This is a genomic window from Arachidicoccus terrestris (assembly GCF_020042345.1).
Lineage (GTDB): Bacteria > Bacteroidota > Bacteroidia > Chitinophagales > Chitinophagaceae > Arachidicoccus > Arachidicoccus terrestris.
Map to the genome: position 1 here is coordinate 3,631,098 of NZ_CP083387.1, position 22,629 is coordinate 3,653,726.

A 22,629-nucleotide genomic window follows, 5' to 3' on the forward strand; every position below is an offset into this window, starting at 1 on the left:
TTTAAGGTGAATCTTTTTTGTATAGTGTTTGATAACTACTTACCCAGCGTATCGAAAATAACGCCTGTTATTTCCCCATTCTCAATCTCTACCCGAATATGATCCTCTCCGGTGGTGGCCAGAGAAAGCCCAACGTAATCCGGTTTAATGGGGAATTGCCGGTGCATGCGTTCGATCATGACCAAAGTTTGTATACGGCGTGGATGGTAAGCGAGCAGTGGTCTTGTCGCATACAGCAGGGTTTTACCTGAATTGCTGACATCATCTATAATAATTATGCTTTTGTCATTAAAGTCTTTATTTTCAGAAAGCGTTACCTCTGTAGGATGTATTTTGTCCAGAGAAACCGTTAATATCTCTATAGGACTTGTAATATACTGTTTCAAAAAGCCTTCCAGCTGCCGGGCCATTGCTGTGCCGTTTTGCTCCACACCAACAAGCGTAAGTTCCTGATGATCGTCATTTAGGTTTTCTGCGATCTGTAGCGCCATACGGTGTAATTTTTCTCTGGCAGAACTCCTGTTTAAAATAAAATCTTTTGCCATAATAATATTTATAAGTGAATGACCGTGAGAGTTTTTCCTAAGGCCATTTTTTTTGTTACTGTTTGAAGGCCTAAAATTATGGATATATCAGTTATAATCTGCTATAACATTCATAATTATCAATTATCTTAGCGCATCAACTGTAAAGTATGCATATTGTATCGCAATTTTTGTTTGTAGCGCTGTTCTCTGTAGCCATATGGCAGTTTACAAAAAAATGCAGACAAATTAGAAGAAATATTAACCTCGGTCGTGAAAAAAAGATAACTGACCGCAAATCTGAGCGGATAAAGAACGTTTTTTTATTGGCGCTTGGTCAGAAAAAGATGTTCCGTAATCCATTGGTGGCCATATTGCATTTGCTGGTGTATGCGGGCTTTATCATTATTAATATTGAGATACTGGAAATTATCTTGGATGGCTTATTGGGATATCACCGGCTTTTTGCCGGTATCGGGGAGGTGTATATTTTTCTGATTAATGCTTTTGAAATACTGGCATTATTAGTGCTGGTCAGCTGCCTGATCTTTTTACTACGCAGAAATGCGGTCAAGGTAAAAAGGTTGGTTTCCAAAGATCTGAACGGCTGGCCGCATGATGATGCCAATTATATATTGATTGCAGAGATTACGCTCATGTCGCTGTTTCTTATTATGAATAGCTGCGATACAGTCCTGACTGCCAGAGGTGTAGGGGAGTATGTCAATACGCCATCGACGCATTTTCTGATTTCCGGTGGGTTACATGGCATTTTTAACGGAATGGGAGATGCCGCGTTGATCGGTATAGAAAGGACGGCCTGGTGGCTACATATTATTGGTATCCTGGCGTTTATGAACTATTTGCCTTACTCTAAACACTTGCATATTATTCTGGCTTTTCCTAATGCCTATTATGCGAACCTGCAGCCAAAAGGAGAAATGGACAATATGCCGGATATCCAGCAGGAAGTATTATTGGCGATGGAACCGGAAAGAGCTGTTAGCGAACCCGCTGCAGGCGAGGGTAAAGCGCCGGCACCCTTTGGTGCAAAGGATATCTTTGATCTTAACTGGAAAAATCTATTGGATGCCTACAGTTGTACAGAGTGTGGACGCTGTTCCGCAGCCTGCCCGGCAACCAGCACCGGTAAGGCGCTCAGTCCCCGGCTCATCATGATGAAAACACGTGACAGGGTGGAGGAAGTCGGCAAAAATATCCAGAAAAACAAAACCTTCGAGAATGATGGCAAGAGCCTCCTGTATGATTACATCTCAGTAGAAGAGCTCAACGCCTGTACAACTTGTAATGCCTGTGTTCAGGAATGTCCGGTGAGTATCTCACCCTTAGATATCATCCTTCAGATGCGCCGCTTTCTTGTTATGGAAGAAAGTAAGGCACCGATGGAATGGAACAGTATGTTCCAGAATATTGAAAACAATTTTGCGCCTTGGCAGTTTTCTCCTGATGACAGGGATAAATGGATGCAAGAGGCCTAATCGCGAATGCAAATCCACGAGACCATGGAAATATGCAGCATAGAGACAGATTTATTTAAACTGGATGGGGGAGCGATGTTCGGAGTGGTCCCAAAGACGCTTTGGGAGAAGGTGCTGCCAGCTGATGAGCATAATATGTGTGATCTGGCCATGCGGCTTCTGCTTGTCCATGAAGCTGACAGATTAATTTTGATAGATACCGGAATAGGCAATAAACAAGATGAGAAGTTTTTTGGCAGGTATTACCTACACGGTCCGAACAGTCTGGACGATTCTCTTAAAAAACAGGGTTATACAAGAGCGGATATTACTGATGTTTTTCTGACACACTTGCATTTTGACCACGTCGGAGGGGCCGTTATTAGAGAGAAGGCCACAGGAAAACTCATACCAGCATTCCCTAATGCCGTTTACTGGTCCAATGAACTTCACTGGGACTGGGCCACTCATCCTAATGCCCGGGAAAAAGCTTCTTTTCTTGAAGAGAATCTGCTGCCGTTGAAAAAGAGCGGGCAACTGCAATTTTTACCCACAGCAACTTCAAAAGATAGCAAAACAGACCGACTTTGGTCAGATGAATTATTGCCTTTTACGGAGCATTTTTCCTATAAAGTCGTGGGAGGGCATACAAGAGGCATGATGATTCCCTATATCAAGTTTGCCGGGAAGACCTTAGTGTATGTTACAGACCTGATCCCGACCATAGGGCATTTACCTTTGCCATATATCGCCAGTTATGATGTGTTTCCGCTCCTGGCCATGGATGAAAAAAATGACTTTCTTAAGGCAGCCTTGGAGCAAGAATATATAATATTTTTTGAACATGATGCTGAAAACCAATGCTGTACCGTTAAAATTAATGAAAAAGGGAAGGTGGTTCCCCGTGAAATCTTTACTTTGGAGGATCTAAAGAGTGGCAAAACTCCTTAGAAACTCTTAAAACGAATCCAGATGATAATGAGGAAGTACAATCTGATCGCCCTGAGCATTATCTTTTTATTTTTTTCCAGTTGTTCAAGAGGCAGCGTTCCGGGGCGCATTGATCGGCTGAAAGCAGAGCGGGATATGGCCTTAAACGGCGATAAGCCGGTAGAAATTGGTAAAAAAAGTAAAAAATCCAAGCCAAAGCATACAGATAACAAAACAAGGGGCGGTGCAGGCGACCATGCACCCGAACCAGTCAAAGCGGACCCATATTATGTAGATACCGCTTATGCTAATCAGACCTATGAACGCCTGGCAACAGCGTATGCAGATACAATCCTGGAGAAGCCAGCGCGAGATATTAAAGATGTTGAATATGGCGATAGTTTTGTAGGTACGACTAATTTTAATCTGCGGAAACCTCAATACGTTATTATCCATCATACCGCACAGTCTTCATTAAAACAAACCCTGCATACTTTTACGCTGGAAAGAACCCAGGTGAGTGCTCATTATGTAATTAGCAGAGATGGCAAAGTGCAGCATATGCTCAATGACTATCTTCGCGCCTGGCAAGCTGGCAATGGTAAATGGAATAATATTACGGATATGAACTCCTGTTCTATCGGTATCGAGTTAGATAACAATGGTTTTGAACCTTTTACAGATAAACAGATTGATGCCCTGATAGCTGTTTTGCAGGGGCTGAAGGAGCGGTTTGACATTCCTCAGGCTAATTTTATCGGTCATGGCGACTATGCCCCGCTGCGTAAAAACGATCCTAATGTCCATTTTCCGTGGGCTAAGCTAGCGGAAAAAGGTTTTGGGTATTGGTATGGGGATACATCAGGGGTGGAAGTGCCAGCTGATTTTAATGAATATCTGGCCCTTCGTATTATCGGATATGATGTTTCCAATGTGAGTAAAGCGATCGTCGCTTTTAGAAGGCATTTCTGCGGAACGGAATCCGGAGATAAGGTATTATCACCCAAGGAGCGGAAGATTTTGTATAAGCTGTATACTAAATACCTCTGATCACGGGTTACCATTAAAAGAATTGACAGGATAGCGGTTGACGGACCGTTAGGTGACTATAATTGTTAATAGTGGAATGCCTTAAAATGATGTGCCGGTTGTATATAACTAACAATTAGGGACTGGGGACAATTTGTAAAGAACTTGCAATTAAGTTGTTAAGCAGGAGATCTTGTTAAATATTATAGAGGATAGCCCTTATTTTTGAGCGATGCCTCATTTTATATATAAACGGTGCTCAATGGGTAATTGTAGTGTAGCTGGTCCGCAACATTTTTAAGAACCGTCGAAAAAAGACAATGAAGACCCCACGGGTTTGATCCATAGATCAACAGCTGCTCTTCTATAAAGCGCTCAGGATAAGCAATAAATATGGCGAAAATAAAAAAAGCCTTTTTTTGTAATAATTGCGGCTATGAAAGCCCGAAATGGTTGGGTAAATGCCCCAGTTGTGGCAGTTGGAACACATTTGTAGAAGAAGTGATTCAGACAGGCAGCCGTCAGTCGCCTAATAGCTGGTCAGATTATCAGATAGCCGACGATAATACGGGCACCCGAAGGGATACCCGTATTGTGACACTGGATCAGATCGAGACCCAAAAGGAAGTTCGGATTCTGACCAGTGATGCGGAGATTAACCGGGTTCTGGGCGGCGGAATTGTCCCGGGATCCATCGTGCTTGTGGCCGGAGAACCGGGAATTGGTAAGAGTACGCTGTTTTTACAAGCCGGACTTGAATTACAAAACTATCGTGTATTATATATCAGCGGGGAAGAAAGTGAACAACAGATTAAAATGCGTGCAGCGCGAATCGCCGTACACAGTGATCAGTTTTATTTACTCACTGAAACGCTTACACAGGAGATCTTTAAAGAGATCCGCAAATTAAGGCCTCAGCTGATTATTGTGGATTCGATTCAGACATTGCAATCTAACATTATCGAATCGTCTCCGGGTACAGTATCACAAATCCGGGAATGTGCTGCCGAGTTTCAGCGCTTCGCAAAAGAAACGAATACGCCTGTTTTTTTAATTGGCCATATCACCAAGGATGGCAATATCGCTGGTCCAAAAATCCTGGAGCACATGGTCGATACGGTACTACAGTTTGAAGGCGACCGCCATTACGCTTACCGGATACTCAGAACCCTGAAAAATCGCTTTGGCAGCACAGCTGAACTAGGTATCTATGAAATGACCGCCAGTGGCATGCGTGCTGTTAATAACCCTTCAGAAATTCTGATCACACAAAAGACAGAACAGTTGAGTGGCAGCGCTATTGCGGCCAGTATGGAGGGGATGCGACCTTTGCTGCTGGAAGTACAGGCCCTTGTCACGCAAAGTGTTTATGGAACACCACAAAGAACTGTCAGTGGGTTCGACCTTCGACGATTACAGTTGCTGTTGGCTGTTTTAGAGAAAAGGGGCGGTTTTCTGTTCGGGATGAAAGATGTTTTTATTAATATCGCCGGCGGATTAAAAGTAGAAGACCCTTCTATCGATCTGGCCGTGATCTCAGCCTTGCTCTCTTCATACGAAGATAAGCCGTTACCACCCACTATTTGTTTTGCCGGTGAAGTAGGGTTGAACGGAGAGATCAGAGCGGTAAACAGGGTCGAACAAAGAGTAGCCGAAGCAGAGAAACTGGGTTTTGAACAGATCATTGTCTCAAAATATAATAAAAAGGGATTTGCCGATCAGGCTAGAAACATACAGGTGGTGGCACTTGGTAAAGTAGAAGAGCTCTATGATCTTCTATTTAGAGAATAATCTAAAAAAATTAAAAACTTATAGTATTTTAGCCTCATCATTATACAAAATTTTAAAATATATTCATGCAAAACAACCAAACGGTGCAAAAAACACAATGGGGACAGTTCGGAACCCTGATTATTGTTTTCTTCTTCTGGGGCTTTGTGGCTGCCAGTAATGACATCCTGATCCCTGTCTTTAAAGAAAATTTGCACCTCTCTCAGGCATATAGCCAACTGGTTTCCTTCGCCTTCTATTTCGCTTACACGGTGGGCTCAATCATCTTTATGGTTGTCAGTGAGACCCGTAAAAGAGACTTATTGCAAGATCTGGGGTATAAAAATGGTATCTCTGTAGGTTTGATAATATCTGCGGCCGGCACTTTACTTTTTTTTCCAGCCGCCCAGTCTTCGTCCTTTTTATTGTTTATATCTGGCTTGTTTATAGTGGGCTTAGGATTTGCCTTACAGCAAATTGCGGCCAATCCACTGGCTGTGATCATGGGAGACCCTAAAACCGGATCTCAGCGTTTAAGCCTGGCAGGAGGGATCAATAACTTTGGGACTACTATCGGCCCGTTAATCGTCAGTTTTGCCATCTTTGGATCCGTCACGGGTGATCATTCTCATGCCTCTATCAGCAGTATTAAAGTCCCTTATCTGGTATTGGGGGCTGCGTTTATCTTAGTCGCTTTGATCTTTAAATTCTCCAAAGTGCCCAATAAAATTGATCTGGAACAGGTCGCGGAGGAGGAGTCAACCGAGGATGATAAAATCCTGCACAGATCCAGTGTCTTTAAGTACCCGCAATTAGTGCTGGGTATGATTGCACTTTTCCTGTATGTGGGAGTGGAAGTATCTACGGCTTCCAATCTTCCGGAGTTTATGAAAGAGCATCTGGGTACTGCAACAGAAAATATTGCACCATTTGTATCGCTTTATTGGGCCAGCCTGATGATTGGCCGCTGGACCGGCTCTATTGGCGCCTTTGATATCTCTCAGGGAGCAAAAGGAGTACTCAGAGTACTGATGCCTTATATTGCTTTTGGTGTATTTCTCTTGGTCAATAAGATCGCCCAACATGATGTAACACCCTTTTACATCTATGTAATCATCATCTTAGGGCTGATCATCTGTGATTATCTGAGCAAAGGAAATCCAGCCCGTCAGCTATTGATTTTCAGCATCATGGGTATAACTGCGCTATTGATCGGCATTTTCTCTGACGGCATGGTGAGTGTTTATGCCTTTATCAGCGTGGGCTTGTTTTGTTCCACTTTATGGCCCTGTATTTTTACATTGGGGATAGCAGGCCTTGGCAAATATACCAATAAAGGCTCTAGTTTGCTGATTATGATGATCATGGGTGGAGGTGTGATGAGTGTATTCCAGGGGCTTTTGGCCTCTCCCGACCTGTTGGGCATTCAGTTCAGCTATTTTATCCCGGTATGCTGCTTTGCCTATCTGGCCTTCTATGCCTGGAGAGTTAAAAAAATATTAGCAAGTCAAGGCATCGATTATGACGTAAAAGTCAGCGGCGGGCATTAACTTTGCACCCGGAAAAAGAATTTATACAATGAACCTGTTAAATTCAATAAAGCAATCATCGTAAATACAACTATGTTATCTATTCCTATTTCACAACAAATGGCCATTGGTATTGATATCGGTGGTACCAACACGGTATTTGGTATTGTAGACCACCGGGGCGAGATCGCTTACCGGGGGGCTATTTCTACAAAAAAGCATGACAATGTCAATGATTATATAGATGAGCTATATGCAGCCATCATGCCCGCTCTCAATCAATTTGGCAGTGATAAACTGGTGCGTGGTATCGGTATTGGAGCGCCCAATGGCAATTATTATAATGGTAACATTGAATATGCGCCGAATCTGCCCTGGAAGGGGAAGATCCCACTGGCTTCGCTCATCCAGCAAAAGTTCAATCTGCCTTCTGCTTTGACCAACGATGCCAATGCAGCGGCTGTCGGAGAAATGACCTATGGTGCCGCTAAAGGGATGAAAGACTTTATCATGATTACACTGGGAACCGGTGTAGGAAGTGGAATTGTTGTGAATGGGGAAATGGTATATGGACATGACGGATTTGCCGGCGAGCTCGGGCATACGATCATCATTCCAGGAGGCCGTAAACATTGGTCAACCGGAGCTGAAGGATCGTTGGAAACCTATGCTTCCGCTACTGGTGTCATGTTGACAGCTCTTGAATTACTCAAGAAGTATCCAGATAAACCCAGTATCCTGCGTCATTATGAAGACAATGAAATCGATAGTCGCCTGGTGTATGACTGTGCCATCCAGGGTGACGATATTGCCAGAGATACCTATACTTTTACTGGAGAAATTCTGGGCAAGGCCCTGGCTAATTTTGTAATGTTCTCTTCACCCGAAGCAATTATTCTGTTTGGCGGTCTGTGTAAGGCTGGTGCATTGATTTTTCAGCCGGCTAAAAGAGTGATGGAGGAGAATCTGTTGCCGATCTATAAAAATAAAGTACAGATTATCCCCAGTGAGCTGAAAGAATCAGATGCAGCTATTCTGGGCGCCAGTGCACTGGTTTGGGAACTCAAATAAAGCCTGGAGAACTGGCATAACGCTTTATTAACATTTTAGGAAATTCATTAACGACGCCTGTTGCGCAAATTGAATAAATTCGCTGACAGGCGTTTGTTATGAGACAAGACAATATTCGTCAACAGTATATATAATAAAAGCAACTATTCATGAAACGTATAATGATTGTATCAGCAGCCTTGCTCTTTCTGGCAAGTTGTGCTACCAACCCAGGGTCAGTAAATAAGGACGATGTATTGCAATATGTGGATCCCTATATCGGGTCGGCCGCTCACGGACACGTATTTGTGGGTGCGTCAGTGCCATTCGGAGCAGTTCAGGTAGGGCCGACTAATATCACCCAGGGATGGGACTGGTGTTCGGGCTATAACTATTCTGATAGTGTGGTAAGGGGGTTTTCTCAGTTGCATCTAAGTGGGACCGGCATTGGTGATTTGGGAGATGTTCTGATGATGCCTTATCTGGGACCTCTTCGTACCATGACAGGTACCCAGCAAGATCCTACATCGGGTTACAGCGCACATTATTCTCATGCCAATGAACAGGTCGCTCCTGGTTACTACAGCGTAAAACTATCTGACAATGATATTCAGGTGCAGATCACGGCTTCACAGCGTGTAGCTTATCAGAAATATGATTTCCCTGGTACAGACAGTGCCCGTGTGATCATTGACCTGGAACAGGGTATTGGCTGGGATGCACCTGTCAAAACCCATATTGCCCGACTCAATGACACGACACTTGTAGGATACCGCTTTTCCAAAGGTTGGGCGAATGATCAAAGGCTTTGGTTTGCGATCCGCAGCTCTGAACCAATTAATAGGTGGGATGTGTTTGACTCCTCTGCTTTTAAATCTAATAATTCTTTAACAGCCGTGCGTACGAAAGGTATAATCTCTTATGGAAAGGATCTGAAGTCTGTCTCCTTTAAAATCGGTATTTCTCCGGTTAGTTCTGAAGGGGCGATTGCCAATATAGATGCGGAAATTCCTCATTGGGATTTTGAGGCCGCTAAAGAAAATGCGCAGGATAGCTGGAGAAAAGCACTCGCTAAGATAAAGATCGAGACACCTGATACTGCCAAGAAGCGGGTTTTTTATACAGCTCTATATCATTCTATGATCGATCCGGCTTTATTTAACGATCATGACGGCAGTTACCGGGGTACTGATAAGAAAGTATATGAGAAAGCTGACTTTCAGAATTATTCTGTTTTCTCTTTATGGGATACTTACAGAGCGTTAAATCCACTCTATACTTTAATTGAAAGGGATCGGGTCGTGGATTTTGTAAAATCCATGCTGGCCATTTATCAGCAACAGGGAAAATTGCCGGTATGGCACCTGATGGGCAATGAAACCAATTGCATGGTCGGTTATAGTGCAGCCCCTGTGATTGCAGATGCGATCGTTAAAGGGATTGACGGATTTGATACTGATTTAGCAATGGAGGCTTTGGTCAAAACGGCCAATACTGATGAATTTGGACTGAACTATCTTAAGAAGCTGGGATATATCCCTGCGGATAAGGAAAATGAGGCGGTATCCAAAGCGCTGGAATATGCTGTGGATGATGGTAGTATTGCGCTAGCCGCTAAAAAGCTGGGCAAGCAGGATATTTATGATACGTTTTCAAAAAGAGCCCAGTATTATAAGAGGTATTTTGATTCAACCACTGGATTTATGCGGGGTGTCATGTCTGATGGTCATTTTAGAACGCCGTTTAACCCGTTCCAGTCTGTACACAGAGAGAACGATTATACAGAAGGAAATGCCTGGCAGTATATTTGGCTGGTGCCACAGGATGTACATGGTCTGATCGGTCTGTTTGGCGGAGATGCTGCATTTGCCAAGAAACTCGACAGTTTGTTTATTGTAAAGGGCGATATGGGCGCTGAAGCCTCTCCGGATATCTCTGGACTGATTGGTATGTATGCACAAGGAAATGAACCTGAGCATCATGTACCTTATCTCTATGATTATGCCGGACAGCCCTGGAAGGCCGCGGAAAAAGTAAACGAGATCGCTACAAAATTCTATACAGACAAACCAGACGGGCTTTGCGGTAATGATGACTGTGGAGAAATGAGTGGCTGGTACGTCCTTTCATCGCTGGGCTTCTATCAGGTCAACCCGGCAAACGGCATATTTGTCTTTGGCACACCATTTTTTGACAAGGCCACAGTTGATGTGGGTGGTGGCAAGAGCTTTACTGTAATTGCACGTGAACTGACTGGTAAAAATATTTATATTCAGGCCGTAAAACTCAACGGGAAGCCTTATGCTAAATCTTACATTACCTATAAGGATATCATTAGTGGAGGTACGTTGGAATTCACCATGGGGGCAACACCTAATAAGGATTTTGGTACGGCGCCATCTGATCGCCCGAAAGACCAATAAAGCAAGCCCACTGAGCATAATTCTAATGTTGGTTTACTTCTCTTAAAAAAGCAGCTATTTTCAAATCTGGTCTGAAAATAGCTGCTTTTTTTACCCTGTAGCAGGTTTATGCTCATGTACTAACCGATAAGTCAGGCAGAAGGGGAGGTTTTGCCGGCGTTATCAGCTGCGTTTTTGGCGGCATCTGCCGCTGCATTAGCAGCGTCACTGGCTTTGCTGGCTGCGTCTGCTACTACATCGCTGGCTTTGGCAGCCGCTTCAGCTTCGGTGCCATTAATTTTGCTTTTCAGGTTCTCTGCTGTTTCCTGGGTCTTATCTTTTAAATTTTCCCAGGCGTCTTCAGCTTTGTCACCGAGACCAGCAGTTTTTTCCTTAACGGCATCCATGGCATCGCCGGCCTTTTCTTTGGTAGCATCCCAAATATCCTCAGCTTTATCTTCAATGTTTTCCCAGGTTTCTTCAGCCTTGTCCTTTAAATGAGACAGGCCTTCTTTAGCTTTATCAAAGAAGCTCTTTTCCTCCTGCTGATTATTTTGTTCACTCATAATTTTAATCGGGTTTTAAGGTTTAAAAAAATGTATGAACAAGTTAATGAAAATCAATCTAATTCTGGCATTTCTCCTTAATAAATTTTCGTTATTTCTACGAGGATGAACCTGGAATATAAAAAAACTGCCGAACACGGGATGGGACGGCAGTTTATATTATAAATTATTTTTATAGGCTATTGGATCACTTTTTCTATATGGGTGAACTGCCCCTCACTGTTCATGCCTTCCAGAATGATCCGGTAGGACTTTGTGATATCATTATTGAAGAACTTAAAACGCAGTTCATGATCCTGGGGTGTGGTCATGATCAGCGGGTTCCAGTAAAGAGTAGAGCGAACATCTGTCTTGCTCCTGTCCTGAGTGAGGCTTAGGTAATCCGGTACATAGAATTCTTTGATTAAAGAGTAACCGGCAATCGTTTTATGCGGCATACCTTCGCCTTTTTCTCTCTGTACATCGCCGCCTTTACGGGTATAGACGGCAATGGCGCCTCCCGGGCTACCCCCGAACCCGCCCATAAAGGGAGGTCTGAATACCTTCACCATAGCAATATCATTCATACTGATATTGGAAAGCTGGCTGGCATCACTGATCGGCATTTCATCCAGAAAAAGTGACGGAGAGCTGCCTCTCCAGGTCATACTTGGGGTGCCACTCTGCGCGTTGCTTATCTGCAACCCGGCTACCCGGCCCTGCAAATAACTAAAGATATTAAATGAACCCTGCGCTGCGATATCATTCATCACGTCAAATGTGTAGCCATTATCGCTTTTGAATAGCCCGCTGGTGTATTTATCATTGAGTTTTTCTTCCGGCGACTTGGCTTTTGTCGTCACCTTTACATCTTCCAGGTTGGTTTCCATATGGGTGGCCGCCCAATATTGATCATAGAGCCGTCTGCTGGCGGCAAGTCCAGTGGTATCGTAAACCCGGGCCTTAATAATATCATTGATATCCATTTTTACCTCGCCGGGTGATTTAAGCCTATCCGGCATAAAATTGATGGTCGCGGTTCGTTCCATGGTATTTTTCTTACCTGCAAATTTGTAATAGACTTGCAGAGAATCAAAAAAGATGGTATTGTGATCGTTGAATGAACCATCGCGCTCTAAAGGCACCATGATAAATCTTCCGGCCGTATCTTGCTTGGATTTTGTGATGGCAACTAGTGTGCCGCTGGCAGCGATTTGAGCGGGAGAGGCGCCATAAACCTTGCCCGAGAAAGTCAGGTAATTGGTATCGGCTGGATATGTGATTTTTGGGTCTTCATGTTGCATGAGTCGATCCCAGTTATACCTTCTCCATCCATGTGTCAGCATGACCAGATCAAGCTGTTGACGGATTGCATCCGTTGTGTCAGAGAAGTAATAAAACGGGTGGAAAACGCGGCCTTTGATTTGGGAAGTCAGTAGCATCCGGGAGATCAGGTTGCTGGAGCTGTCAGCGCCGACCGTTGCGTCTGTGACTGATACAGAAAGATTGGCGGGAACAGAATCCGGTACATTTACCACAATTTCATTTTGTCCCCTTTTATCAAAACTCAGTTTCGAGAACCCCACTTCCGGATGAAACTCAGCCTCACCGTTGTTTACAAATACGATCCTTTCTGAAACAGGCTTCCATGCCTGATCAAATAAGGTAATCTGCAATATGCCACTGGGGAAGGCTGCAGTAGGTATGGCACCACTGACCATAGATTTGTCCTTCAATGATACATTGGCCATATAGACCAATTGCTGATAGGTAGTAGCAACGATATGCAGGGTTTTAAAATTTTCCGGTGCATTCTCGGTACGTTGAACGGCAAATAAAGTAGAGCCTAGAGTGGGTTTGGCAACAATAGAAGCTCCACTGGGTTTAACTTTTGGTAACGAGGTGGTATGGCTTTCGCCTTTGTCATCTGTCCAGGTAGCGGTATAGGTGGCATCTGCATTAGCCAGGATGTGAAAACTGCCCATGCCATCATGTTCGGGTTTGATGGTAGCGACTTCCTTGCCGTCGCCATCTTTGACCACGCCGGCAACTTTCACCGGTTGACCGTACTGATTCTCGGCCATAAACGCGACACGGGTGTTCAGACCTGCTATCAGATCGCCTCCTTCGGGGAAAAAATATAACTTGGCCACTGTCGCTGGTGGTTCGCCTTTGATGCGTTTGGAGGCCGGTTGAATTACAGTCAGGTCTTGATTAAACAAAAATGATGTGTCAAAGTTGAGCATCCATTTTGTATAAGCTCTCACGTGTATCAGATTTCCACGAATACTATCGGGAACCGAAAACTGCCCCCTGGTGGCTCCATTTGCTATAGGGTAGGCGTCATGGGCCAGTATTTTACCAGTCTCATCACTGAAGTCTACATAAAGTGTCTTACTTAGTTGATCGGGCATTATGCCCGATACAAGGTAGGCTTTAAACCAGATATCATCTTTAGGCGCATAATTGTGCCGGTCAAAATGCAGATGGATTCTTTCTTGTGGGTATTTAGCACCGTAATTATTAATCAAAGTATCGATGCGTTGGGCGCTGGCAAATTGAGTGCTGCCGGCTGCAAGGCCTGCCATGAACACCGACAGCATCCTAAATAAATTTTTTCCAAAACGCAGATTCATGTGTACAGTGGGTTTATAATTAAATGAAGTAATATACAAAAAATATCCCTCGAAGTTAAGGGATATTTCTATAGTAGCTTTAACGTAAGGCCAGGTATCTTATAATGTTTTCTAAAAAATACATTTAATAAAATGTTGAATTGCAGCTAAAACGGAGGGGCATCAAAGCCGTCGTCAAATTCACCTTCATTCATTTTGCTTGGCCGGCTGATGAAAAGCTGCGCGTCGCCACTACCGGCTGCGCCACCATCTCCAGGACCGCCTGGCCCTCCGGCCGGCAATGCCTGCCAACTACCCGGATTAAAGCCGTTGTCTCCTGCGTCCTCAAATTTCTGGATATCAAGCCGAGCCCTGAGTTTGATGGTTTCCAGGGAACCGTTACGGTGTTTGGCGATCTTAATCAACGTTTCTCCTTCAATAGATTCACCATGTTCATTACTATTGATCTCGTAATAATCAGGACGGTATATAAACATCACCATATCAGCATCCTGCTCGATCGCCCCCGATTCTCTAAGGTCACTCAATTGGGGGATCTTGCTTTCTTTCCTGGATTCCACTGCACGGCTTAACTGTGAGAGGGCAATAATAGGAATCATCAATTCCTTGGCCAATACTTTCAGATTTCTGGAAATGGTACTGATCTCCTGCTCACGGTTGGAGTTTCGGTCTCCTGAACCACTCATCAGCTGCAAATAGTCGATGACGATCAGCCCGACTTTATTTTTATTGACTAGTCTGCGCGCCTTGGCGCGGAACTCAAAGATGTTTAGTGCGGCTGTATCGTCGATAAAGATAGGTGCCGTTTCCAGCGGTTTTATTCCTTTAGCCTGCAGCTGTTTGTATTCATATTCCTCCAGATTACCTCTGGATATCTTTTCCAGTTTAATTTCACTTTGGGCGGAGAGTACACGCTGAACTAATTGCGCCGAGCTCATTTCCAAAGAGAAGAAGGCGACCGGTACCGGATTAGTCGGGTGCATAGCCGCATTGCGGATCAGGTTCAGGGCAAAAGCTGTCTTACCCACGGCGGGACGTGCCGCCAGAATAATCAGGTCACTGGGCTGCCAGCCGTAGGTCACTTTATCCAGACTGGCAAAGCCGCTAGGAACTCCGGAAATCTCATTGGTCTGTAACCGTAGCTTATCAATGCGTTCCAATGCTTTGGCCAGCGCATCTCCGATATCATCATAATTTTTCTTCAGGTAATTATTGGTGATATTGAAGATCTTTTGCTCCGCATCATCTAATAAGTTGAAAACATCTGTACTCTCTACATAGGCTTCTGTGATAATTTCACCACTGATTTCTATGAGTTTGCGTTGAATGAACTTTTCCAACAGGATACGGGCATGGGTCTCGATATTGGCAGACGAGCTCACTGACATCGTCAGTTTGGAAACATAAAAGGCACCGCCAACCAAGTCCAGCTCCTCGCTGGCCTTGAGTTCCTCCACAACGGTCAGCATGTCAATTGGCATATTCTTTTGTGCCAGCTTTTCACAGGCCTTAAAAATACGCTGATGGGCATCAACATAGAAGCATTCTGCCCGAATAATCTCAATGACATTATCGAAAGCCGCCTTCTCCAGCATGACCGCACCTAAAATGGCTTCTTCCAGATCTCTTGCCTGTGGGGGCACCTTGCCATACATCATTGTATTGATGTCGGTAGACGGCTTTTTACGGCCGACCTTGCGGTTAATATTCGATAAATTGTCCATTTATATAAAGTAATTTAAGTATATGTTGTCTTTTCTGCTAGGGAATATCACCCTCCCGTCTTGTCATCGCAATTTGGTAACAATTTAGTTACAAAAATTTAAAATGACCTTTTATGATGAGCGAATATAGGAAGGCTGGGATTGCCAAAAAACTTTGTTTAGTTGATTATTTTTACATACCCAATGCACAAAGATATTAACAGTTTTCCTAAGAATATGCACAAATATTATAAAGTTATCCACTATTTTTTGGCTTTATACAGTAAATTGGAGATTTTATCCCCAAACTTATGTGCAAAAAGAAATACCTTGTATCAATAGGATCACCGCCGGATTTTTTGCTATTTTTTAAAGATTATTTCATACCCGGGGAGTCTTTTTTTACCAGGAAAATGTCTGTGTTTTTTGGGAATTTTGGCCCGGCGAAAAAGAAAAATGGGCAGTTTTTAACTGCTGATGTCATTAATAGTTCAAATTGACGGACCGGAAGCAGTTGCTCCAAAATCTATAACCGGGCGGCGGGCGGAATGGCCGGCGGTTTGTTAAGTTAAGCGGCCTTTCCTTCCTCCAATAACTGTGCAGTTTGTGGGGAATGGAAAGAAGCGTTACCTTTGCCCGCCAGGATTTATTCGGGAAAAGTTAAAAACTTGTCTGGCTGTGGTGGGCAGCCAGCGCTAAACAAAAACGGCGAGGTTGCTCCATCGGAAGTGCCTGTAAAACCTGAAGTAAAGGCTATGCAAGAGAAAAAATCTGAACGTAGCCGGGCCGTCACAATATGACAGAAATGAAAATAGGTATTGTAGGGAGTGGGAGCTGGGCTACAGCGTTGGCTAAGTTATTAACTGATAATCAGGTAGAAATTTATTGGTGGTTCAGAAATACACCCGCCATGGAACATTTTCAGCAAAGAGGTCATAACCCGACCTATTTGTCGAAGTCCTTTTTTGACCTGAGCCGGATTACCTTTAGTGACTCATTGCCTTTTGTTGCACAGAATGCCGATATCCTGCTATTGGCAACGCCCTCTGCTTATCTGCAGCAGGCATTGGAGATACTGCCTACTGATTCTCTCGACCAAAAATTAATTATATCTGCGGTTAAAGGAATTCTTCCTGAGAAAACAGAGCTGATCAGTGACTATCTTCAGCGGACGTTTAATATACCATTAGAGCGGGTCTATACGATTCTCGGGCCCTGTCATGCAGAAGAAGTCGCCAGCGAGAAATTATCTTATCTTACTTTTTCCGGATTAGATCCGGTTATGTGCCGGAAATTGTCAGATTTGTTTGAAACGCCGTATCTGAATACGCGGGTTAACCATGATGTCATTGGTGTTCAGTATGCAGCGGTGATGAAAAACATCTATGCGCTGGGAGCAGGAATGGCTCATGGCTTGGATTACGGAGATAACTTTTTGAGCGTCTTTATCGCGAATGCGGCCAGCGAAATGGTGGCATTCCTCCAGAAGATTACAGCCTGTAGACACCTGCCTGAAACGCCTGATTATGCCAGCTCCGTATATTTGGGCGATCTTCTAGTGACTTGTTATTCACTTTATAGCCGTAACAGGATGTTCGGTACTATGATCGGTAAAGGATATAGTGTGAAGGCTGCCCAACTGGAACTGGGGATGGTGGCTGAAGGGTATAATGCCAGTAAGTGTATTTATGATTTAAACAGGCAGCTGGCTATGCAGTTACCGATTGCGGGAACTATTTATCGTATCCTTTGGGAAGGAATGCCTGCAGAAAAAGGATTCCTGGCTTTGGAAGGTATTTTGAATTAGTGACTACAACAATCAAACAAACAGATCTACTGCTATACTGTCCGCAAAATGCTTCCCCTTGCGGGTGAGCATCAATTGCTCATTTTCAATTGTAAGTTGCCCTTCATTAAGTGCTTTCTGTGCTTTTTGAACAAGGGCGGCGCCGGCCAGGTCGCCAAATTGTTTTCTAAACGCGCCCAGGTCCAGACCTTCCATGAGCCGAAGCCGGATCATGATCATTTCATTGATCTGGTTGTCCAGACTGAGTACTTCTGTTGTAGAGACATCTTTTCCCTTAGTGATCCCTTGTATATAAACCTGATTATTGTCGACATTCCACTTTCTGGTCATTAATCCATCAAAGGAGTGTGCGGCCGGACCCAGGCCGAGATAGGGAAGGCCTTGCCAGTAACTGCTATTGTGGCGACTCCGACAGCCAGGTGCTGCAAGATTAGAGATTTCATAGTGTTCGAAGCCTTGAAGGTCGGCCCACCGCATAAGCTGATCAAATTGCCGGCTTTGTTTGAGGCCATTCAAAGGCGGTAGTTTCCCCTTTTCAATCATTTTAAACAACGCCGTTCTGGGCTCTACGGTCAGCGCATAAGCAGACAAATGGCGGACGCCCAGATCGGCAGCTTTTTGCAGGTTCTCCTGCCAGCCCTGGTCAGAAAGGTAAGGCGTTCCATAGATCAGGTCCAGTGAAATATCATGGATGCCGGCATGCTTTGCGGCGGCGACGGCCTGATAAGCCTGTTGGGCATTATGGGCCCGATTCATCCATTCCAGATCTTTGTCTATAAAAGACTGTACACCGATGCTTAACCGGTTAATTCCTGCCTGCTGCCAGTTTTGAAGTGTTTCCGGATGAATATCATCCGGGTTAGCTTCCAGGGTAATCTCTGCTGTAGCTCCTACTGGATAAATCTGCCTGATGCATTCAATTAATTCCGCAATCCAGGCAGCGGGTAAAATAGAGGGTGTGCCACCGCCAAAATAGATGGTTGAGACAGGGCCGGCGTCGCTTTTAAAAAAATCTTTTTGCAGGGCGGCTTCCTGTATAAGGCTGTCCTGCATCTGTCTGATATTATAGCGGGTTGTTGAAAAATGAAAATTGCAATAATGACAGGCTTTCCTGCAGTAGGGGATATGTATATAAATGCCGGCCATAGTTGAATTAGAATGACAAAGTTAGGGTATCTTCAGCATTAAGGCTTGTCCAGGCGTTGCTTTTGCTTAGTGACCTGCACGAATATTGTAAGGGAAAAAGCCACTTCTCTATGTCATGCATAGAGAAGTGGCTTTTTAAAATATACGCCCGCAAAGAATAAAAACTATTCTTCCTCGGATTTTACTTTTCCTTTGTTTTTAGCGATCACTTCTTCAGAAATGTTGTTAGGCGCAGGAGCATAGTGATCAAACTCCATTGTGGAAGCTGCTCGTCCGGAGGACAGTGAACGCAGTTGTGTTACATAACCAAACATTTCACTCAGCGGAACTTTCGCTTTGATCACCTGTGCATTACCACGGGTATCCATTCCTTCCATCAGCCCACGACGGCGGTTCAGGTCACCTGTAACATCACCCATGTACTGATCCGGTGTCGTAACCTCAACTTTCATGATCGGCTCCAGTAGTACTGGTTTTGCTTTACGACCGGCTTCACGGAACCCGGCTTTCGCACAAAGCTCAAATGACATGGCATCAGAGTCTACGTTGTGGAAGCTACCATCAAAGATGCGTATCTTCATGTTGTCCACCGGATAACCGGCCAGAACTCCTGTTGTCATTGCAGTTTCAAAACCTTTCTGGATCGCAGGAATAAATTCACGAGGAATAGATCCGCCCACAATATTATTCACGAACTGGAAGTGTTTACCTTCATTTTCTTTCATCCACTCTTGTTCTGCAGGCCCGATCTCAAACTGGATATCCGCGAATTTACCGCGACCACCGGATTGTTTCTTCAGTACCTCACGATGCTGGATCGTAGACTGGAAAGTCTCTTTATAAGCCACCTGAGGATTCCCCTGATTAACTTCTACTTTAAACTCTCTTCTCAGACGATCGATGATGATCTCCAGGTGAAGCTCACCCATACCACGCAGGATAGTCTGGCCAGTATCTTCATCTGTATTTACGCGCAAGGTAGGGTCTTCTTCTACCAGTTTAGCGATAGCCATACCCATCTTATCCACGTCAGCCTGTGTTTTAGGTTCGATGGCAATAGCGATTACCGGTTCAGGTATAAACATGTTTTCCAGAACGATCGGATGTTTCTCATCACAAAGAGTATCACCGGTTTTGATTTCTTTAAATCCAACCGCAGCTCCGATATCACCTGCTTCGATAAAGTCAACGGGGTTTTGTTTGTTGGCAAACATTTTCATGATACGGCTGATACGCTCATTCTTACCGCTTCTTACATTCAGCACATAAGATCCCGCGTCCAGATGACCGGAATAGACACGGAAGAATGCCAGGCGGCCGACAAATGGGTCAGTCATGATTTTGAATGCCAGGGCTGCAAATGGTTCTTTCGCGCTGGGCTTACGTACCAATACTTTTTCAGGATCGTTGGGATCGTGTCCTTCGATAGCTTCGATATCGGCAGGAGAAGGCAGGTAGCGACAAACGGCATCCAATGCTGTCTGTACGCCTTTATTTTTAAAGGAAGAACCACACATCATCGGAATAATACTCAAATCGATACAGGCTTTTCTGATCGCTTCATGGATCTCATCTTCGCTGATGCTGTTAGGGTCATCAAAGAATTTTTCCATTAATGACTCATCATACTCAGCAACGGATTCGATCAGCTGTGCACGCCAGTGTTCTACTTCCTCTATCATATCTTCCGGAATGGGCACCTCAGTATAGGTCATACCTTCAGTAGAGTCATCCCAGATAATACCAATATTTTTGATCAGGTCTACTACACCTTTAAAATTATCTTCAGCTCCGATAGGCAGCTGCAGTGGAACTGCATTGGCTCCCAGCATTTCTTTAACCTGATGCACAACATTCAGGAAGTCTGCACCGGAACGGTCCATTTTGTTTACAAAACCGATACGGGGCACTTTATAGCGGTTAGCCTGACGCCAAACAGTTTCAGATTGAGGTTCCACACCATCAACGGCGGAGAAAAGGGCAATCAGACCATCCAGTACGCGCATAGAACGTTCTACCTCTACAGTAAAGTCTACGTGGCCTGGGGTATCGATGATATTGAAGCCGTATTTTTTGGTTGCTGCAGTAGGCTGACCATTATCGGTTGGAAAAGGCCACTGACAGCTAACTGCTGCAGAGGTAATGGTAATGCCCCTTTCTTTTTCCTGTTCCATCCAGTCAGTGGTTGCACCACCATCATGAACTTCACCGATTCTGTGAATCATACCAGTGTAACGCAAAATACGCTCAGTAGTAGTGGTTTTACCGGCATCGATATGCGCAGCAATACCGAAATTGCGCTGTAATTTTAAATCCGCCATATAATTTTTGTTTTATAGATTGTGTTCAAAAAACTGCCCGAAACAAGCTGAATTTAGCTTTTAAGCGGTTTTTAAGGCGCAAAGGTAATAAAATTGATTCAATTCAATGTTAATTTCACGGGATATTTTAACACCATTTAGCCTGTCAGATGAGAAGCAGGGATATCTGGTTATTTGGCCTGGCGGTATTAACGAGTAATTATGTATGCTGACATAGGAAACATAATGGTGTTGGTATGCATTCTGTTTTTGTTTTATTTTCCTATTTTTGCCGCCATTAATCACATGAATATTCAATTACGTTGAAAATACGACTAAAGTATGTTTAATAATTTATCGGACCGCCTGGAATCGGCATTTAAAAACCTCAAGGGCGAGGCAAGGATCTCTGAATTAAATATCGCCAATACAGTTAAAGATATCCGCCGAGCTCTATTGGATGCGGACGTTAACTATAAGATAGCCAAGGAGTTCACTGATAAAGTCAAAGCAAAGGCGACAGGGGAGAAGGTCATTAATGCGATCAGCCCGGGGCAGTTAATGGTAAAAATTGTCCAGGATGAATTAACTGAATTAATGGGCGGTACCGAGGCCAGTTTTGAGACCACGGCTAATCCGACCATTATTTTGATTGCGGGCCTGCAAGGTAGCGGTAAGACCACTTTTTCCGGTAAATTATCTAACTATTTGAAAACCAAGAAGGGAAAGAGGCCCTTACTCGTAGCGGCTGATATATATCGTCCTGCGGCGATTGACCAACTTCATGTATTAGGAGAGCAAGTAGGCGTGGAGGTGTTTAGTGAAAGGGAGAACAAGGACGCTGTTTCTATCGCCAAAAATGCCCTCGCGTATGCAAAGGAACACGCGAAGAATGTCATTATTATAGATACGGCCGGCCGTCTGGCTGTTGATGAAGTCATGATGACGGAGGTCGCTAATATTAAACAAGCCATCAACCCCAACGAAATTCTTTTTGTCGTGGATTCCATGACGGGTCAGGACGCTGTCAATACGGCCAAAGCCTTTAATGATCGCTTGGATTTCAGTGGTGTTGTATTGACGAAATTGGATGGAGATACCCGGGGTGGGGCGGCTCTCAGTATTAAGTACACGGTAAATAAGCCCATTAAGTTTGTCAGCAGCGGTGAAAAAATGGATACGCTGGACGTATTCTATCCGGACAGGATGGCGCAGCGTATTCTGGGTATGGGAGATATTACTTCCCTGGTTGAGAAGGCTCAGGAACAATATGATGAAGAAAAAGCCAAAAAACTGGAAAAGAAAATTCGGAAAAATCAGTTTGATTTTCAGGATTTTATCGACCAATTGCAAACAATCAAGCGTATGGGTAATTTAAAAGATATCATGGGGATGTTGCCCGGGGTCGGTAAGGCTATGAAGGATGTCGACATCAGTGATGATGCTTTCAAAGGCGTGGAAGCGATCATCAATTCCATGACGCCTTTTGAAAGAGCCAATCCCGATACTATTGACCCGTCCCGCCGGCAACGTATCGCTAAGGGCGCCGGTAAGGAACTCCAGGAGGTAAACGCCTTTATGAAACAGTTCGATCAGATGCGTCAGATGATGAAAATGATGAATAAAATGCCAATGGCCGGCATGATGGGCGGTATGGGGGGACTCAAACGCAGGTAACATTTCGGATGTAACAATGGCTTTCTGGCTGCAGCTATAATTTAATCCTTTAAAAATCAATGACCATCCGGATAGAAATAGTACCTTTAGTGGTGTAACTAGT

Annotated in this window: 15 protein-coding genes; 9 read left to right on the plus strand and 6 right to left on the minus strand. The window is 44.2% G+C overall.

All coding sequences use genetic code 11. From position 1 onward, the window contains the following. Positions 1-35 precede the first annotated feature (35 nt). On the minus strand, positions 36-545 hold the full coding sequence (locus K9M52_RS14100; protein WP_224069075.1) for a phosphoribosyltransferase family protein: 510 nt from the start codon (positions 543-545) through the stop codon (positions 36-38). Between the two features lie 149 nt (positions 546-694). Here K9M52_RS14100 and K9M52_RS14105 point away from each other — a divergent pair, with 149 nt between their 5' ends. The 7 genes from K9M52_RS14105 to K9M52_RS14135 all read left to right on the plus strand — a co-directional run bounded on the left by K9M52_RS14105 (position 695) and on the right by K9M52_RS14135 (position 10,733). After that, complete coding sequence (locus tag K9M52_RS14105; protein WP_224069076.1) at positions 695-2,023, plus strand: (Fe-S)-binding protein; 1,329 nt, start codon at positions 695-697, stop codon at positions 2,021-2,023. A gap of 24 nt (positions 2,024-2,047) precedes the next feature. Further along, positions 2,048-2,953, plus strand: a complete 906-nt coding sequence (locus K9M52_RS14110; RefSeq protein ID WP_224069077.1) for an MBL fold metallo-hydrolase — start codon at positions 2,048-2,050, stop codon at positions 2,951-2,953. A gap of 21 nt (positions 2,954-2,974) precedes the next feature. Next, entirely contained in the window at positions 2,975-3,982 is a 1,008-nt protein-coding gene (locus K9M52_RS14115) for an N-acetylmuramoyl-L-alanine amidase (protein WP_224069078.1), read from the plus strand. A gap of 372 nt (positions 3,983-4,354) precedes the next feature. Beyond that, entirely contained in the window at positions 4,355-5,752 is a 1,398-nt protein-coding gene (gene radA, locus K9M52_RS14120) for a DNA repair protein RadA (protein ID WP_224069079.1), read from the plus strand. Between the two features lie 65 nt (positions 5,753-5,817). Continuing rightward, positions 5,818-7,281: an MFS transporter gene (locus K9M52_RS14125; RefSeq protein ID WP_224069080.1), complete on the plus strand. Its 1,464-nt coding sequence runs from the start codon at positions 5,818-5,820 to the stop codon at positions 7,279-7,281. 72 nt (positions 7,282-7,353) lie between these two features. Then, entirely contained in the window at positions 7,354-8,331 is a 978-nt protein-coding gene (locus K9M52_RS14130; protein WP_224069081.1) for an ROK family protein, read from the plus strand. A gap of 149 nt (positions 8,332-8,480) precedes the next feature. After that, positions 8,481-10,733 carry a GH92 family glycosyl hydrolase gene (locus tag K9M52_RS14135; RefSeq protein WP_224069082.1) on the plus strand — a complete coding sequence of 751 codons (2,253 nt, stop codon included), beginning with the start codon at positions 8,481-8,483 and terminating at the stop codon, positions 10,731-10,733. Positions 10,734-10,864: 131 nt separating this feature from the next. Here K9M52_RS14135 and K9M52_RS14140 read toward each other — a convergent pair whose 3' ends face one another. The 3 genes from K9M52_RS14140 to dnaB form a co-directional block, all read right to left on the minus strand. Continuing rightward, positions 10,865-11,278, minus strand: a complete 414-nt coding sequence (locus tag K9M52_RS14140; RefSeq protein ID WP_224069083.1) for a hypothetical protein — start codon at positions 11,276-11,278, stop codon at positions 10,865-10,867. Positions 11,279-11,457: 179 nt separating this feature from the next. Further along, complete coding sequence (locus K9M52_RS14145; RefSeq protein WP_224069084.1) at positions 11,458-13,893, minus strand: TonB-dependent receptor plug domain-containing protein; 2,436 nt, start codon at positions 13,891-13,893, stop codon at positions 11,458-11,460. 146 nt (positions 13,894-14,039) lie between these two features. Beyond that, the gene (gene dnaB, locus K9M52_RS14150) at positions 14,040-15,617 is read right to left on the minus strand and encodes a replicative DNA helicase (protein WP_224069085.1); all 1,578 of its coding nucleotides are present in this window, start codon (positions 15,615-15,617) and stop codon (positions 14,040-14,042) included. Between the two features lie 784 nt (positions 15,618-16,401). On the opposite strand from dnaB, the gene K9M52_RS14155 reads away from it, so the two are divergent. Next, positions 16,402-17,403 carry an NAD(P)H-dependent glycerol-3-phosphate dehydrogenase gene (locus tag K9M52_RS14155; RefSeq protein WP_224069086.1) on the plus strand — a complete coding sequence of 334 codons (1,002 nt, stop codon included), beginning with the start codon at positions 16,402-16,404 and terminating at the stop codon, positions 17,401-17,403. A gap of 12 nt (positions 17,404-17,415) precedes the next feature. Here the strand turns inward: K9M52_RS14155 and hemW are convergent, their stop codons facing one another. Both hemW and fusA read right to left on the minus strand, forming a co-directional pair. After that, entirely contained in the window at positions 17,416-18,549 is a 1,134-nt protein-coding gene (gene hemW / locus K9M52_RS14160) for a radical SAM family heme chaperone HemW (RefSeq protein ID WP_224069087.1), read from the minus strand. Positions 18,550-18,713: 164 nt separating this feature from the next. After that, positions 18,714-20,870, minus strand: a complete 2,157-nt coding sequence (fusA, locus tag K9M52_RS14165; protein ID WP_224069088.1) for an elongation factor G — start codon at positions 20,868-20,870, stop codon at positions 18,714-18,716. A 321-nt stretch (positions 20,871-21,191) separates the two neighbouring features. Here fusA and ffh point away from each other — a divergent pair, with 321 nt between their 5' ends. Next, a complete protein-coding gene (ffh, locus tag K9M52_RS14170; RefSeq protein ID WP_224069089.1) occupies positions 21,192-22,526 on the plus strand; it encodes a signal recognition particle protein in 1,335 nt (444 codons plus the stop codon). Positions 22,527-22,629: the final 103 nt, after the last annotated feature.